Origin of the sequence: Vibrio cincinnatiensis, from assembly GCF_022113815.1 — a bacterium.
GTDB lineage: Bacteria > Pseudomonadota > Gammaproteobacteria > Enterobacterales > Vibrionaceae > Vibrio > Vibrio cincinnatiensis_A.
In genome coordinates this window covers 78,855-95,035 of the sequence record NZ_SGOM01000009.1, presented here as the reverse complement: position 1 = coordinate 95,035, position 16,181 = coordinate 78,855, and the positions used below count along the sequence as shown (strand labels likewise).

Here is a 16,181-nt window from a genome sequence, read left to right as displayed (position 1 = left end):
AACAAAAGAGCACAGTGGTGCTCTTTTTAGTGCCCATCGACTTAATATCCATTCACAGCTTTAGACGGGCGAGAATACAGCGAGGAATCATTACGGTAAGGCACCACATAGCTTTCTCCCTCTTCTGGGTGAATGATCTGATAATATTGTGGCAAGTTAAAATTAATCAGTTTAGAGGCGATTTGGTTATCATCCCGCACCGAAGTGTAGAAACTATTCACACTAGCGATCATCTCATCTTTTTCACCACTAAACTGGTGATACACCTCTATCCGGTTCGCTTCATCTAACACATAAATATTAAAGCCTTTTTCGGTATCTTCGAAAAAGAACTGAACAAGCCCTTCACTGGCAAACCCATCCACCACTTCTGGCAATTGGTAATCCTGCTCTCTATCTAACATCAGCAGTGGTGAACCTTTCAGCTTATTACTGGAGATACTGCGATAAAAATCGACTGAATTTTCCAACCGTTGTACCGAAACGCCTCGCCGTTCAAAAAACAGCCCGTACATCTGTTTACCGATTCGTAATGCTTTAAAGCGGCGACGTTTTTCTTGTTCAACCGGTTTAAGGCGTAAATCAATACACTCGGCTAAGAGCTGATAGATCAGATTACGCATAACACCGCGTAAGTTTTTGCTATAACAAAACACATCGACCGATTCTGGTGGTAAAGCGTCTTGATGCATTTTACCTAAGATGGTCTTTAACGCATCCAAGATTGCGGTTTCCCCTTTAAAATGAAGGGTTCGTACTTCTTGCCATGAATTACGATAAACCAAATCGACACTGCCAACCAAACACTGTTGCTCACAGCCAAAGCTGAAAATATCCAGCGTTTTTAAATCCACTTTTAACGATTTTCCGGCCAGTTGCACAGTCGGATCATTTTCAAAGTTAATAAACATCGCTAGTTGGCTAATTTCACAAGGGCTGGCCAGCGCCATCATGGTTGGGCGACGTTTATGAAGAGAGAAAGTATTACGTAAATCACTCACCATCTGATAAAACTTATCAATGTCTAAGTGCGCACCACGAACCACCGAATGTAAATTCGTCGACTCCGTAATCAACCCATTAAAAAAGGCCCAAGCCACCAATTTACTCAAATATTCGTTACGCTCTAAATAACGCTGACTGAACATTCGTTTTGCAACTGGAGGCTGTTTATAGAGATACCAGCCCGAAGGGTTCACACGCCCAGTCGGAACCTCAATAAACGTTAAATCCGCTTCATGCAGATCCGGTGAAATTTGTGGATTTAATAAGGTGACCTTACCCGGCAGAACCTCAAACGCCGCATACAGCTTACGCGCTAATATCGAGATATCCTGCGGGCTGATAGCCGAAGTAATATCATGACGGCGGGCAAATTGAATCAGGTTGCGATAACTCAGCATTAAAGCGTCAAGTAAGGCATGATGCACAATTTTGACTTGCTCTACTTTCCAATGGCGACGGTTATCTAATTCTTGCAACAACGTCGAATCCCATTTCCATTCATGCACCATATGCCCCAACGCTTCACGTCGCCACGCTACCGAATCAGCTTGAGGTTCACGTGATAATTTTTCATGGGTTTTCAGATAAAAACAGCGACGCACGAGATCCAGACGAGCATGATCGCCAATCTGAAGCAGGTAGCGAGTCACTTTTTTAAGCATCAAGTAATACGCGTCCATCCCATACAAATCCGGCTCATGGGCAAAAAAACGGCGTTTGGTATCAATACTTAAGAGCTGAGTATGTGGGTACTCCCACGAATAGGCTTCTAATAGGGTGGCTTTAAGTACCGATTTATAGGGAGAATCGATACTTTTATACAATTGCCATAAATTGGCACCAAAGTACTCTTCGGCTGGAATACGATTTAAACGACCAAAGTCGATCCACTGAGAACAGTCAATGTATTGATTGGCACACAGCTGATCAACATACTCGTCGTAACACTCTTCCATCTCTGGCGGCACTATTTGCCATAGTAAACGCTTACCGGCCAAACGAACCGCCGAGCGATAAAATTCATCTAAAAGTAGGAGGTGCTGGGAGGAACCACAGTTTTCACCGGTCATTTTATCGGAGCGATTATGCCGAAAACGCTGCTCATCCATAATAAAGAAGTTAGCTTCAATACCTTGGCTTTTTGCCCAATCGGTAATCAGCAAACACTTATTACTTAAACTTTCTCGATCATCACAGCCCATTGTGGCTGGTACACACACCCAAATATCTAAATCACTGGATGAACTTTGCCCAATCGATGATGTGCTCCCCATGGTGTAGAGCCCTAAAATCATTGGTTGTTTGGGGGAGTGAAGCGGCAGACCTAACGCCAGTTCGGTATCTTCGACTAATTGCTGTTGAATCGCATTCATCTCAAAACAGTGGATACCATGGGGCACTTGCTGATCTAAATAGCCTGGAATTAACGGATGATTGTAATGCAAAAGTGCAGGAATCAGTTGAAAAACACGCTGACCTTGTAAATCCATAAGCGCCAGCGCCCGCTCAGTGCGTTGCCGGTTCAGATTATCTAATCGTTGAATTAAGGTCGTTGTGTAAGCCTGCAAGGTTGGTTCCTTGGTTGAAACATTAATGCGCGCTTTGGTTATGTTTCACGCGAAAGCGCCAACAAAACGTGATCAATTTAACACTTTAATCAGATTTGGTAAAGCAATCTGCCCTTGCCACTCGACTAAAGTTGTATCGCTATGAAGAAATCAGCATGTTAGCTAACTTTCGCAGCATGGCAGCGTGATTCGGAGCGATTTTTCTCCTATTTACTCATCGGCATAATGAAACGAAAGAAAGAATTAGTGTTATCTCGAAGGTCGCTTTTCTCCTAGTTTATCCACCCACAAACGAGAGATTAATCACATTATTTTAGCGAAGATTCATCAATTTAATCACAAAATCGCCTGCTGACCATCTAGTAGTAATACTTTCTCGTCCACAATGTTAGGATGCCAATATTGTTGACTGTTTTTATGGGATGATTATGACCACCACAACGCCAATTCGTATCGCCACTCGTCAAAGCCCACTCGCTTTATGGCAAGCTCATTTTGTCAAAGACGCCTTACAAGCGGCGCATCCAGGGCTTGAAGTGGAACTGGTTACTATGGTCACCCGTGGAGATGTCTTGCTCGATACCCCTCTTGCAAAAGTTGGTGGCAAAGGCCTATTTGTCAAAGAGCTGGAATTAGCCATGCTTGAAAATCGCGCTGATTTAGCCGTTCACTCTATGAAGGATGTTCCCGTCGATTTTCCAGAAGGGTTAGGCTTAGTTACCATTTGTGAACGTGAGGATCCTCGAGATGCTTTTGTCTCTAACCACTATTCATCCCTTGATGAACTTCCTCATGGTGCCGTTGTGGGCACGTGCAGCTTGCGCCGTCAATGTCAGATCAAAGAAGCACGGCCAGACATTGTTATCAAAGATCTACGTGGTAATGTCGGCACTCGATTAGCAAAACTGGATGCCGGAGAGTTTGATGCTATTGTGCTGGCTGCCGCCGGGCTCAAGCGTTTGAAACTGGAAGAGCGTATTGCCAGCTTTCTTGAACCTGAACAATCGCTTCCTGCCGTTGGACAAGGAGCCGTCGGTATTGAGTGCCGCTTAGACGATCAACGCTTACTGGCTCTGCTGGAGCCACTCAATCATGCCGATACGGCTACTCGCGTACGCTGTGAACGAGCCATGAACTTAACCTTGCAGGGCGGATGCCAAGTGCCTATTGGTAGCTATACCATTTTAGAAGGTGACAACATTTGGTTGAGAGCTTTGGTGGGAGAACCGGATGGTTCACAAATCATCCGTGGTGAAATTCGCGGCCCCCGTCAACAAGCAGAACAGCTAGGTATTGAACTCGCCAATCAACTGCTTGAACAAGGAGCACAGGAAATCTTAACTAAGTTGTATGCTGAACACGAGTAAGCCATGGCAATATTAGTCACCCGCCCCGGAGAAGATGGCATTGAACTTTGCCACAACTTAACTCAACGGGGATATAACGCACTGCATCATCCATTAATTACCATTGCTGAAGGCAGCGAACTGACACAGCTCAGTGCAGAGCTGGCTCAGTTCGATATGATCATAGCGGTAAGTCAACCTGCGGTGAATCTGACTCAGCAATACCTGCAGTCACAAGGGTTATCTTGGCCAACGGATGCGATTTATCTTGCCATTGGTCAAAAAACCGCACAAGTTTTAAGCAAGGCATGCCAACAACCAGTACACTACCCAGAGATCAGCGACAGTGAGCATTTTTTGGAACTGCCTGTTTTGCAGGAAGTTAATCAAAAACGAATGGTCATTCTACGAGGCAATGGTGGACGAGAACTGATTTCTCACACTCTGGCCCAGCGAGGAGCACAAGTCTGTTGTCGAGAAGTCTATCGTCGTATTGAACTGCCGTTTCATGCGCAAGAGGCGTTACCACTCTGGCAACAAGCTAAGGTGGATACCTTGGTGATCACCAGCCTCCATCAACTGACGTTTTTTATGTCGCAATTGACCGCCCATGCACAAGCCTGGGCCTATCAACAGCGTCTACTTGTGCCCAGTGAACGCATTGGCCGAGAAGCACAAGCTTTAGGCTTTCAACATATCGTGATAACAGGAAGTGCAGCAAACCACGATCTCGTGGCGGCTCTCCAGCCTTAACACAGGACTCTAGCCATGACAGATAAAAAAAATAATCCACAGCAGGAACCTGAAAAAACAGCATCCCTCCTCTCGGCTTCCGCTGATGCCTCGTCTCAAGCTGAGACTATAAAACAGGAACAGAAAACAATGGCCTCCTCCGCTTCGCCATCGCGTAACAATCGCAAACCGTCATCTCAACCAACGCAGGCAAACACCTCGACTCAGCGAGGAACAAAATTAGCCACTATCGCCATCGTCTTAACGATTTTATTCAGCGGTGGACTCACGTTGCACTTTCAGCAGCAGCAAGCGTTGTATCAAGCTCAGTTGGATACACTACGTACAGAACTTAACCAAGCTCGCCAAGGCTTACAAACGGATCTCGATACAGCAAAACAAGAAGTCATCCGTACTGCCACAGACATCGCCACTCGCTCAGAAGTTGAACTTAATCAACAACATAAAAGTATCGAAAGTTTACAATTAGCGGTTGCGGACATCAAAGGACGCCGCCCTAACGATTGGCTCCTCGCGGAAGCGGATTATCTGGTGAAATTGGCAGGGCGTAAATTATTTCTAGAGCAAGACGCTGAAAGTGCCACTTTACTGATGGAAAATGCCGATCAACGTATTGCTGAGCTCAATGATCCCAGCTTAACGCCATTACGTAAAGCCATGGCCCATGACATCACCCAACTTAAAGCTATTCCCTTCATCGATAAAGATGGGCTTGTCTTAAAATTGATCAGCTTACAGCAATGGGTCGACCAACTGCCGCTGGCGAACGCCATTCTTCCTGAAACAGCACAAGCCGAACAAGCTTCTGTTTCAAAAGACATCACCGATTGGCAAAGTAATTTAATGTCCTCATTAAAAGCATTTGGTGAGAATTTTATTACTTTCCGTGTCCGAGACGGACAGGCAGTTCCCCTACTTTCACCCCAGCAGCATTTTTATCTGCGAGAAAACCTCAAAGCGAAATTAGAAACCGCTATCAAAGCAGTTTATGGTGAACAACAAGAGGTGTATCACACCGCCCTTACCACAGCAAAACAATGGTCAGAGACGTTCTTTAACTTACAAGACAATCAGGTAAAAACCTTTAATCAAAGCCTCGTCACACTGGCAGATCAAAACATTGAAGTCACTTACCCACAAACCCTCACCAGCCAACAACCACTGGCAGATGTGATTCGAGATCGCTTACGCCGCTCAGTCTCCACCATGACCACGAAGGAGGATACTCAATGATTCGTCTTCTTTTCCTCTTTCTCGTTTTAGGGCTAGGGTTATTTGCAGGAACCCAATATGCAGGCCAACAAGGTTATGTGCTGATTTCTATTGCTAACACCACCCTTGAAATGAGTGTGACCACGTTAGTTATCTTTATTATTGCGGCCCTCGCTGGGCTATTTTTCCTAGAATATCTGGTCAAAAAGCTGCTACGAGCCAGTAGCACAACATGGAACTGGTTCAGTGTTCGTAAACAACGCCATTCACGCCGTTATACCAATGAAGGTATTCTGAAATTATTGGAAGGTGATTGGAAACAAGCCGAAAGTAAGGTCACTCGTTGGGCCAACTACCATGATATGCCACAGCTTTGTTATCTCGTCGCCGCAGAAGCAGCTCACGGCATGGGAAATACTAAAAAACGCGATCACTACTTGGCTTTAGCGGCGGAACAAAAAGATGCGACCCTAGTGGTGGAATTAACCCGAGCCAAACAACAACTAAGTGAACAAAACTGGTCTGCTGCCCTTCACACGCTCACTCAATTACAAGCTGACTACCCTGACAATCTCATCATTCTTAAACTGCTTAAACAGGCTTATCTACAACTTGAGCAATGGCAGCCATTGCTTGATTTACTTCCTAAGCTCGTCAAAACCCAACAACTCACTCGCACAGAAGCAGAACAACTCTCATTAAAAGCTCAACAAGGTCAAATCGTGACGGTGGCAAGCCAAAAAGGAAGCGAAGGTGTATTGGCACACTGGTCTGGACTGCCCAAAAAGCTTAAGCATGAACCGGCGATAATGGTGACACTCATCGAGCAGCTCATTAAGCGTAAAGCTGATCATCAAGCGTTTACACTGATCAAAGAAGGGCTGAAAAAACGCCCAGCACCAGAACTGTATGCCCTACTGCCAGAATTAAATATCAGTGATCGCCATCCGGTGATGGTTTTACTGCAAGAGCAATTACGCCAAGACGGCAATAACGCTGACATTCACAGTGCATTAGGCCAACTTTTTCTACGTAACCAACAATGGGAAGAAGCGCAGCATCATCTCGAAAAAGCGCTATCTGTTCGCCCAGATTTATCGGATTACGCTTATTTAGCGGAAGCTTTAGATAAACAACATCGCCCACAAGCCGCACATGATGTAACCCGAAAAGCGTTATCCCTGCTGGAAGATACAAAAATACAGTAACAGGTTAGATTTTTTAACCCAAGAAAGGAAATTAATCGCCTCCCGCCTAATACGATGGGAGGCGATTTAAAGAAACCAGATTATATAACCCGAGAGAACTGCTGCTGGCGCGCTCGTTGGCGTAAATACTTATCAAAGCACATACAGATATTACGAATTAGTAACCGGCCTCGCAATGTAACTTGGATGGAGTGCTTATCCACTTCCACAAGTTGATCATCAATGAAGGTTTTTAGCAGCGATAAATCCGGTTGAAAATAGCAATCAAACTGAATCGAAAACTGCTGTTCAATCGCTGATTTATCGAGTTTAAAATTACAAATTAACTGCTTGATAACTTCCCTTCTCAGTAAGTCATCCTGATCAAGAGAGACGCCCTTCCATAAAGCATGTCGCATTTCATTCACTTGGCGGTAGTAATGTTTTAGCTCTTTCTGATTTTGTGCGTACACATCCCCAACCATTGAAATCGCTGACACCCCAAACCCCACTAAATCACAGTTTCCTTGTGTGGTATAACCTTGAAAATTTCGATGCAAAACGCCTTCACGCTGAGCAATCGCTAATTCATCATCAGGCAGCGCAAAATGATCCATACCAATAAACTGATAGCCTGCCGCGGTTAACGTATTAATACTATCTTGTAGAATTGCCATTTTTTCTTCGGCAACAGGTAATTCATCTTGCTTAATTTTTCTTTGTGCCGCAAAGAGCTGTGGCATATGGGCATAGTTAAAGACTGACAAACGCCCCGGTTTCATTTGTACCACTTGCTCTAATGTTTGATGAAAGCTGGCCACGGTCTGTTTAGGCAAGCCATAAATCAAATCAAGGTTAGTGGAACGAAAACCCAATTCTTTAGCTCGTGCGACTAAATCAATAATAAATTGCTCATCTTGCTCACGATTCACCAGCTTCTGAACGTCTTTATTAAAATCTTGAACCCCAATACTCAACCGGTTAAAGCCTTCATGATGGAGGTGATCTAATACCGACAGCTCAATTTCACGGGGATCAACTTCAATGCTGATCTCAGCCTCTGGCTGAAACTGAAATTCTTCACGCAGCAAATTCATTAAGCGACTGATTTGCTTATCGGTCAGAAATGTTGGCGTACCACCACCAAAATGCAATTGAGAGACTAAGCGGTTTTGTAATAATGAAGCTCGCTGGCGAATTTCATGCTCAAGGACATCAAGATATTCATCGGCTTTGTGAGAATGGCGGGTAATAATTTTATTACAGCCACAGTAGTAACAAAGCTTATGACAAAACGGGATATGAATATAGAGAGAAAGCGGTCGTTCAGGATAACGAGCACAAGCCATATCGTATTCAGCAATGGTAAACGCTTCATGAAATTCCAGTGCTGTTGGATAGGAAGTGTAACGAGGCCCTGAGTAGTTGTACTTGTCTAGAATGGCTTGATCCCACACGATTTGTTGACTGGGTTCGACTGGCGACAACATAGTGACTCTTTCCGTTATGAATTTGTAACGCGCTATTTTGCCACACGACGCACATGAGGTCGGGTGGCAAAAAGCAATCTGCGGATAAAATATTCTAAACTGCTAGCCGGATCACTCCCTCTTTAGAGTAAGTCTCCATTACAACATTTGAATATGGATTTGCTGGTTCAGCGGCTTCACGCGTTTTTGTAGTACTTTGAGTTCAGAAACAATAGCATCATTTAAGCGAACTTCCGCTTTTTGTCGGGTAAGATTTTGTCGCATACGCTCTTGCTTAATCATTTGCTGACGAGCTTCACCTCGCGGCATATCTTTGACAATATGATACAACTCACTCAACGCTGGATACTCTTGTTCAAAATCAACCCGCTGAGCACCCTGTACATAATCCATAATGCAGTAAACGCGAATCGCAATTTCTGACAAATCGCACTGACCTTGGATTCCTGCGAGACAGAGTGTATTCACGCTATCAAAAATATTCGCGTTACGTTTTTCTATGGCTAACGCTTGATGTTGCTGCTGTAACTGAGTCTGCTTCCTCAGTTTCCACAGTAAGTATGCGGCATAACTCGCTAAAGCGAGAATCAGCGCACCACCAATAACGGCGAATAAAGTGACATTCATGTGCGTGTCTTATCCTTTGTATTCGTCTAGATCCAATTTTTCAAACTGAGCTAATAACTCATCATCCGAAGCGGGTTTACGCTGCACTGGTTTGGCCGGAGCGTGAGCTTCTTCAATGTCACCTTCATCCTCTTGCTCATCGGTCAATAAACCAAGTTGATTCATCAAGGTTTCAATTCGATCCAGTTTTTCATCAACATATTTTTGTAGACCGGCACCTAGCTTTTCACCGTTATCTAATCGGTCAAGCAGGACGTTCAACTGTGCATCATTTTCCAACTGTTTCAATTCTTGCTCTGCATCTAAACGGCGAGCTTGTTTGTTGGCCTTTTTGCTGGTTTCAACTACGAGTGGAATTTTTTTCTTACTACCTAAACGAGGATCTCGCGCTTGAGCAACCGCACGTTCACTGGCAGTACTACCATCAGAATGACGGCTGCCACTTTTTAACCCTTTCCGCTTTTTCTGTTTCTTGCGTTCACGGCCTTCAATTTCCGCATTTGTACGATTATGTTTACGAGCAAAAACAAGGTCACCGTTGATACCTGTTTTGGTTTTCTTTTCTCGAGACATTACTGGGGTTTCCTCAGTAAAATTACATCACTACCGATAAATTCAAGTTCGAGCTTATCCCGCTCGGCCAGAAACTGAAAGGTTTCACGACTAAAAAAACTCACATGGGTGAGATCATTTTTATAGTGCCATCCAGCAAACGCATCCACGTTTTTTACCAGTTTGGTCATCAGACCAATCCAGCCTCCCGGCTTAACTAAATTCAGCCATTGCTGCCAGACCGTATAAGGATCATGCAAATGTTCAATCACTTCGCTGGCAGTCATAAAATCATAGCAAGTATTGAGCACCTCTTTCTGTGGATAGAAAAAGTGATCATACAATGCAACACTGTGCCCCGCTTCTGCCAACATAAGCGATAATGTTGGCCCAGGACCACAACCAAAATCTAACCCGATAGATTGGGGGTTCAGTTTATCTAACATCGGCTCACAAAGCCGTGATAAAAAGCGGCGATACCCAAAATCATCAGGGTTATTTTCATGTAAATCATAGAACGCTTTTTCACGCTCTGCACTCAACCGTTCGGCCGCAGGAACAAAGACCAATTGACACACCTGACATTGCACATAGTTGCGGTGCTTATCTTCAAAATAAGCCTCAACATGATGGCTGTGACATAAGGTACAAGTTTGCATACAAACGTTCCTCCACTTGGGGATGCGCAACATACCAGAAATGAGCGATAGAGTGGAGAGGAGAAGGTTAAAATTTCATCAATATTGAAAAAAATAGGACAACACATGTGAAATCATGGCAAGAAAAGAACAATGGCAGTGCAACCCCTGCGCCTGATGAGCAAGGGTTATCACTGGATATTTAATTCAAAAATGAACCATCTCCGGACGTTAGTGCAAACCACCAACATATTTCGAAAGGACATCAATATCAGCATCGGTGAGTTTTTTCGCAACATCACGCATCATGGCATTCATGTCGTTATTACGGCTATCATCACGAAACTTTTCTAGCTGAAGCTTAATGTAATCGGCATGTTGACCTGATATTTTGGGGAAGCCAGAAAGCTCCGTTCCATTACCTCGAGGCCCATGACAAGCAATACACGCAGTTAAACCACGAGAGAGATCACCGGCGCTGTATAACACCTTACCGGCTTCAACCACCTCTTCTGGTGTCGCATTCTCTGAAATCGGTAAAGAGGCATAATACGCAGCAAGATCTGCCATATCTTGTTCACTCAATGGCATGGCCATCGCACTCATGACGGGGTCATATCGCCCTTGCTTCCCGCTACTTACCATGCCCAGTTTTAGATCTTTCAACTGTTTCTCTAGGTAAGTCACATGTTGGCCAGCAATTTTAGGATAGGTAGTCATTATACCGTTCCCATCAGCACCGTGGCAGGCAACACAGGTTTCCGACTTTGCTTGACCTGCTTCAATACTGCCTTGCGCCCACACAGAGCTGCTGGCTAAAATACTCAAGATTAGCGCTAATTTCTTCATGACATTCCATTTATAATTATCAAGCTTCCAGTACCACTCATGGTACAATAAGCAATCTCGTTCCGAGCACATTTATTTTACACAAATTCACAAAAAAGTAATCAATTGACTACAAAAAAGTCGAGATGGAGTTAACAGAACCGTGAGCGTAAAAATTCATTACCAAAACACGCATTTCATTACCAGTGCACCAGATATTCGCCATCTTCCTGAAGATGAAGGTATCGAAATTGCGTTTGCAGGACGCTCAAATGCTGGGAAATCCAGCGCTCTCAACCGATTAACAAACCAAAAGAGTTTAGCTAAAACCAGTAAAACCCCCGGTCGAACTCAGCTCATTAACCTATTTAAAGTCACCGATGGCTGTCATATTGTAGACCTACCTGGTTATGGATTCGCCCAAGTCCCGCTCGAAATGAAGAAAAAATGGCAACAATCGTTGGGGGAATATTTGCAACAGCGTACTTGCCTAAAAGGGTTAGTCGTTTTGATGGATATTCGCCATCCGATGAAAGACCTCGACCAACAATTGATTATTTGGGCGGTAGAATGTGCAATTCCTGTTCAGGTGCTGCTCACTAAAGCCGACAAACTAAAAAGTGGGGCTCGTAAAGCACAACTGCTGAAAATTAGAGAGCAAGCACTAACATTTGGTGGTGATGTCAGCGTTGATGTCTTTTCATCATTAAATGGGCTTGGTGTCGATACGCTGCGTCAGAAACTCGATCATTGGTTTGCGCCACAATTACAGCAACTCGCAGCACAACAAACAGAGAGCCAAGATTCCCCTTCTGAATAAAGCTCAGGTAAATACACTCCACTAGAAATAAAAATCCCCACCATCCTGGTGGGGCAACGGGAGAGAAATAGGAGGTAATTATTATTATGCCTCTAGCATTCCCCAAACTCGCCCAGATTACAACATCCCTAGCTCACGAATTTTATCTCTCCGCTTTTTATCTTGAAAAAATATTTCAAGCAAATTCAATAAATTAAATTAAAAACACAAAAAAGAGCACTTAGTTTTTTTCTAGAAAAAATGAGAAATGTGATTGGTGTTTAATTACAAAAATGACAGTGGAGCCCATCTTGTGTTGATCAGCAACCGAAAGCTTTATTGAAGGATATTGCACATCTATTGAGGAAAGAAAAACGAGGAAAAATGAAAGGAAGCCCAATAAAAAACGCCCCAGTCAAAAGGTGACTGGGGCGGCTGAATCAGCCTAATCCAATAACGTGAAACAAAAGGTCTGAAAGATAGAACATCTTACCTCTGTACCCTACGGAATTAAATGTACAACAATTGGTCAGAAATGAAAACTGTTTTTGTAGTTTTTTTTCATTAATTTTTTGTTAAATAACATAAGCATTTGAAACGCGTTTACTTTTTTATTTGTAAAAAAAAGCCAGCGACTGTGCGCTGGCTCATACATTTGGAGAGTTTTAAGGGCTATTTAGGCTTAATGTGCCTCATCCCAATTATTTCCATGCCCCGTATCCGCAACTAAAGGCACCTTAAGTGTTGCCGCTGATTCCATTAATTTCTGTACTTTACTTTCAATTTCGGACAAAGCGGACTCTTCCACTTCAAAGACCAGTTCATCATGTACTTGCATCAGCAACTTCACGCGTCCCTGACCTTCTGCTTCAATCCAATTATCCACCAGTAGCATGGCTTTTTTTATAATATCAGCCGCCGTGCCTTGCATCGGCGCGTTAATTGCCGCTCGCTCAGCTGCCTTACGTCTCATCCCATTGCGCGATTTAATTTCCGGTAGATGGAGACGACGCCCAAAAATGGTTTCAACATAACCTTGCTCCGCGGCGGTGCTACGCGTCTCTTCCATATATTGCATCACGCCAGGATAACGCTCAAAGTATTTATCCATATAGTGTTGAGCTTCGAAACGAGGAATTCCCAACTGTTTGGCTAATCCAAAAGCACTCATACCATAGATAAGCCCAAAGTTGACGGCTTTCGCCCGACGACGCTCTTCACTCGTGACTTGATCAATACTAATACCCAATATTTCGGCAGCAGTCGCAGCATGGATATCTTTGCCCTGTTGGAAAGCTTCCAACAACGCTTTGTCGCCCGACAGATGTGCCATAATCCGTAGTTCAATCTGTGAATAGTCGACTGCCATAATTTTCCATCCCGATGGCGCAATAAAGGCCTGACGAATACGACGCCCTTCTTGGTTACGAATTGGAATGTTCTGTAAGTTTGGATCGGTAGAAGATAAACGCCCCGTTGCCGTGACCGCTTGATGATAAGAGGTGTGAACTCGCCCTGTCTCAGGGTTGATCATTTTTGGCAATTTATCGGTATAAGTGGATTTGAGCTTGGCTAAACCACGATATTCGAGAATCACAGCAGGCAGTGGATAATCCAGAGCTAATTCTTGCAACACTTCTTCATTGGTCGAAGGCGTACCAGACGGTGTTTTTTTCACCACAGGTAATTTCATTTGTTCAAATAAAATGGTTTGCAGCTGTTTCGGAGAGCTTAAGTTAAACTCTTGCCCAGCAATGTCATACGCTTTACGCTCTAATTCAACCAAGCGTTGTGAAATTTCTTGTGACTGGATACCGAGTAATTGGTCATCAATGAACACGCCTGTCCGTTCCATACGAGAAAGAACCGGAACCAATGGAACTTCTATCTGACGATAAACTGTGTTGAGCTTTTCATCCGCGTTTAATAACGTTTGTAAACGGTGATGCAGCTGTAAGGTGACATCGGCATCTTCTGCTGCATAAGGAGAAGCTTGCTCTAATTCTATTTGGTTGAAGGTCAGCTGATTTTTACCTTTGCCCGCAACCTGCTCAAACGAAATGCAGCTATGCTGTAGAAAACGCAACGCTAAGCTATCCATATCATGCTTGCCACCCACACTGTTATAAACATAGGAAGCCAGCATGGTATCGTGGGCAATACCACGCATGGTAATATGATAACGCGCCAATACACTTGCATCGTATTTTAAGTTTTGCCCCACTTTTGCTTGCTGAGCATCTTCCAATAGCGGTTTTAACTGAGCCAGAACCCAATCACGATCAAGTTGCTGAGGCACATCAAGATAATCATGCGCAACAGGCACATAAGCCGCCTCCCCCTCTGCAACCGCAAAGGATACCCCAACTAAATTGGCGACCATATAATCAAGGCTATCGGTTTCGGTATCAAAGGCAAAAACTTCGGCCTGTTTCAGTTTTTCCAACCATCGATAAAAACTCTGCTCGTCCAAAATGGTTTCGTATTGGCTACGATCAATTTTTATTGCCGGAGATTCACTGGCAATACTGGATGGTGAATGTTCAACCACTGAGCCGCTTCTTTCTACCGCTTCCACGACACCACTACCACCGTCTAATAACTCTGTTAGCCATGATTTAAATGCAAGCTTGCCATACAGCGCCATCAAGGCATCTCGGTCTGGCGTGGTTTTGAGTAAAGATGCCGGTGTGTGTGCCAGTTCAACATCGCGCTTAATTGTCGCAAGCTGATAAGAAAGCTGAGCATTAGCACGATTTTCTTCCAGTTTTTTCGCCATGGTTTTAGAACCTCGGAAGCCTAATTCAGCGATTTTATCTAAGTTGTCATACAAATCACTTAAACCACCGATTCCTTGTAAAAGGGCGGTAGCTGTTTTTTCACCCACACCCGGTACGCCAGGAATGTTATCCACTTTATCGCCCATCAAAGCGAGATAATCGATGATCAGTTCTGGCGGAATACCAAATTTTTCGATCACTCCTTCACGATCCATCACTACATTGGTCATGGTATTGATCAAGGTAATATGCTCGTCAACCAACTGAGCCATATCTTTGTCACCGGTACTAATGAGTACAGGCATGCCCGCTTGCGATGCCTGATGAGCTAGCGTCCCTATCACATCATCCGCTTCAACGCCTTCAATCGAAAGAAGGGGTAACCCCATCGCTCGGATAATTTGATGTAAAGGTTCAATCTGGCAACGGAGATCATCCGGCATAGGAGGGCGGTTTGCTTTATATTGATCATACATTTCATCACGGAAGGTTTTACCTTTCGCATCAAAAATAACAGCAATGCGATCGGAAGCGAATTGGCGCATCATTGCTCGTACCATATTCACTACCCCATAAATGGCATTGGTCGGGATTTCACCATTGCTCATCGTGCCAGGATAGGCATGGAATGCACGGTATAAGTAGGAAGAGCCATCAATCAAAATAAGAGGATTATCAGGGATACGAGCCATAGTTTTGTTATCCGATCAGCAACAATAAGTGCTTAGGATGCCACGACTACCGATTGGTTTCCATGCTGACAACACAACGAGCTCCGCCGATGTCATTCTTATCCTGCTTAATGAACCACCATTCTGTGGATAAGTCTGTTTATACATTTTATCCACATAAACAAAATAAATCTTACTACAGACAAGAATCAAAATTAAGATACTGTTTTTTAAGTAATTTAAACAAGATCGATAAAAACACCAATGATCCTTTTGCGATCATGAACTGTGGAAAAGATACACGATGCTCTTTTACCCAGTTCGAGATCCTCCAAAAGAAACTGAAATGGATGGCGCTTTTTTGGTGATTTAGACCCGAAACATAAAAATATGTCGCAAGCATAAAAAAAGCGACATCCTAAGATGTCGCCTAGCGATAACAGGTAAAGCTCATTCAATCGATGATCAGCCTACCATAAAGCTAAATATTACACTGGAAGCAATGTGAGCAATGTCGTGTCAAAAAGAACAAATTCACGTTTTCTCTGTTGCTAACGACAACCTGAAGTCCCCCTCAAGAAGAGAAAGCAACCGATGAGTTAACGATGTTTGTTCCCTAAGACGAGGTTAATAATAATCATTATCATTACAGAGTCAAGAGTTAAATGATAAAAAATATCATTTGATAAAAAAGAGATTCGAATGGTAAATGTTTTGGCTAATTA

General features: G+C 43.7%; 12 protein-coding genes. 5 read left to right on the top strand and 7 right to left on the bottom strand.

The features are described 5' to 3' along the window. Nucleotides 1-41: 41 nt before the first annotated feature. Nucleotides 42-2,573: a class I adenylate cyclase gene (locus tag EXA13_RS12330; RefSeq protein ID WP_238133439.1), complete on the bottom strand. Its 2,532-nt coding sequence runs from the start codon at nucleotides 2,571-2,573 to the stop codon at nucleotides 42-44. A gap of 428 nt (nucleotides 2,574-3,001) precedes the next feature. On the opposite strand from EXA13_RS12330, the gene hemC reads away from it, so the two are divergent. The 4 genes from hemC to EXA13_RS12310 are packed head-to-tail and all read left to right on the top strand — an operon-like array spanning nucleotide 3,002 to nucleotide 7,092. After that, the gene (gene hemC / locus EXA13_RS12325; RefSeq protein WP_238133438.1) at nucleotides 3,002-3,940 is read left to right on the top strand and encodes a hydroxymethylbilane synthase; all 939 of its coding nucleotides are present in this window, start codon (nucleotides 3,002-3,004) and stop codon (nucleotides 3,938-3,940) included. 3 nt (nucleotides 3,941-3,943) lie between these two features. Continuing rightward, a complete protein-coding gene (locus EXA13_RS12320; protein WP_238133437.1) occupies nucleotides 3,944-4,672 on the top strand; it encodes a uroporphyrinogen-III synthase in 729 nt (242 codons plus the stop codon). 15 nt (nucleotides 4,673-4,687) lie between these two features. Beyond that, a complete protein-coding gene (locus EXA13_RS12315) occupies nucleotides 4,688-5,905 on the top strand; it encodes a uroporphyrinogen-III C-methyltransferase (RefSeq protein ID WP_238133436.1) in 1,218 nt (405 codons plus the stop codon). Then, nucleotides 5,902-7,092 carry a heme biosynthesis protein HemY gene (locus EXA13_RS12310; protein WP_238133435.1) on the top strand — a complete coding sequence of 397 codons (1,191 nt, stop codon included), beginning with the start codon at nucleotides 5,902-5,904 and terminating at the stop codon, nucleotides 7,090-7,092. Before EXA13_RS12315 ends, EXA13_RS12310 begins: the two co-directional genes overlap by 4 nt. An 80-nt stretch (nucleotides 7,093-7,172) precedes the next feature. Here the strand turns inward: EXA13_RS12310 and hemN are convergent, their stop codons facing one another. The 5 genes from hemN to EXA13_RS12285 all read right to left on the bottom strand — a co-directional run bounded on the left by hemN (nucleotide 7,173) and on the right by EXA13_RS12285 (nucleotide 11,227). After that, the gene (hemN, locus tag EXA13_RS12305) at nucleotides 7,173-8,561 is read right to left on the bottom strand and encodes an oxygen-independent coproporphyrinogen III oxidase (protein WP_238133434.1); all 1,389 of its coding nucleotides are present in this window, start codon (nucleotides 8,559-8,561) and stop codon (nucleotides 7,173-7,175) included. 138 nt (nucleotides 8,562-8,699) lie between these two features. Further along, on the bottom strand, nucleotides 8,700-9,188 hold the full coding sequence (locus EXA13_RS12300) for a DUF2489 domain-containing protein (RefSeq protein ID WP_238133433.1): 489 nt from the start codon (nucleotides 9,186-9,188) through the stop codon (nucleotides 8,700-8,702). 9 nt (nucleotides 9,189-9,197) lie between these two features. Then, on the bottom strand, nucleotides 9,198-9,761 hold the full coding sequence (gene yihI / locus EXA13_RS12295) for a Der GTPase-activating protein YihI (RefSeq protein ID WP_238133432.1): 564 nt from the start codon (nucleotides 9,759-9,761) through the stop codon (nucleotides 9,198-9,200). Then, the gene (locus EXA13_RS12290) at nucleotides 9,761-10,399 is read right to left on the bottom strand and encodes a class I SAM-dependent methyltransferase (protein ID WP_238133431.1); all 639 of its coding nucleotides are present in this window, start codon (nucleotides 10,397-10,399) and stop codon (nucleotides 9,761-9,763) included. Before EXA13_RS12290 ends, yihI begins: the two co-directional genes overlap by 1 nt. 210 nt (nucleotides 10,400-10,609) lie before the next feature. Next, nucleotides 10,610-11,227 (bottom strand): c-type cytochrome, encoded by a 618-nt coding sequence (locus EXA13_RS12285; RefSeq protein WP_238133430.1) that lies wholly within the window; start codon nucleotides 11,225-11,227, stop codon nucleotides 10,610-10,612. A 142-nt stretch (nucleotides 11,228-11,369) separates the two neighbouring features. On the opposite strand from EXA13_RS12285, the gene yihA reads away from it, so the two are divergent. Further along, a complete protein-coding gene (gene yihA, locus EXA13_RS12280; protein WP_238133429.1) occupies nucleotides 11,370-12,026 on the top strand; it encodes a ribosome biogenesis GTP-binding protein YihA/YsxC in 657 nt (218 codons plus the stop codon). Nucleotides 12,027-12,687: 661 nt separating this feature from the next. On the opposite strand, the gene polA is transcribed toward yihA, so the two are convergent. Next, on the bottom strand, nucleotides 12,688-15,477 hold the full coding sequence (polA, locus tag EXA13_RS12275; protein ID WP_238133428.1) for a DNA polymerase I: 2,790 nt from the start codon (nucleotides 15,475-15,477) through the stop codon (nucleotides 12,688-12,690). Nucleotides 15,478-16,181: the final 704 nt, after the last annotated feature.

What these genes read in the sequence shown, in the direction of transcription:
- hemC (WP_238133438.1), top strand. Translation starts at nt 3,002, where the DNA reads ATGACCACCACAACGCCAATTCGTATCGCCACTCGTCAAAGCCCACTC.
- EXA13_RS12320 (WP_238133437.1), top strand. Translation starts at nt 3,944, where the DNA reads ATGGCAATATTAGTCACCCGCCCCGGAGAAGATGGCATTGAACTTTGC.
- EXA13_RS12315 (WP_238133436.1), top strand. Translation starts at nt 4,688, where the DNA reads ATGACAGATAAAAAAAATAATCCACAGCAGGAACCTGAAAAAACAGCA.
- EXA13_RS12310 (WP_238133435.1), top strand. Translation starts at nt 5,902, where the DNA reads ATGATTCGTCTTCTTTTCCTCTTTCTCGTTTTAGGGCTAGGGTTATTT.
- hemN (WP_238133434.1), bottom strand. Translation starts at nt 8,561, where the DNA reads ATGTTGTCGCCAGTCGAACCCAGTCAACAAATCGTGTGGGATCAAGCC.
- EXA13_RS12300 (WP_238133433.1), bottom strand. Translation starts at nt 9,188, where the DNA reads ATGAATGTCACTTTATTCGCCGTTATTGGTGGTGCGCTGATTCTCGCT.
- yihI (WP_238133432.1), bottom strand. Translation starts at nt 9,761, where the DNA reads ATGTCTCGAGAAAAGAAAACCAAAACAGGTATCAACGGTGACCTTGTT.
- EXA13_RS12290 (WP_238133431.1), bottom strand. Translation starts at nt 10,399, where the DNA reads ATGCAAACTTGTACCTTATGTCACAGCCATCATGTTGAGGCTTATTTT.
- EXA13_RS12285 (WP_238133430.1), bottom strand. Translation starts at nt 11,227, where the DNA reads ATGAAGAAATTAGCGCTAATCTTGAGTATTTTAGCCAGCAGCTCTGTG.
- polA (WP_238133428.1), bottom strand. Translation starts at nt 15,477, where the DNA reads ATGGCTCGTATCCCTGATAATCCTCTTATTTTGATTGATGGCTCTTCC.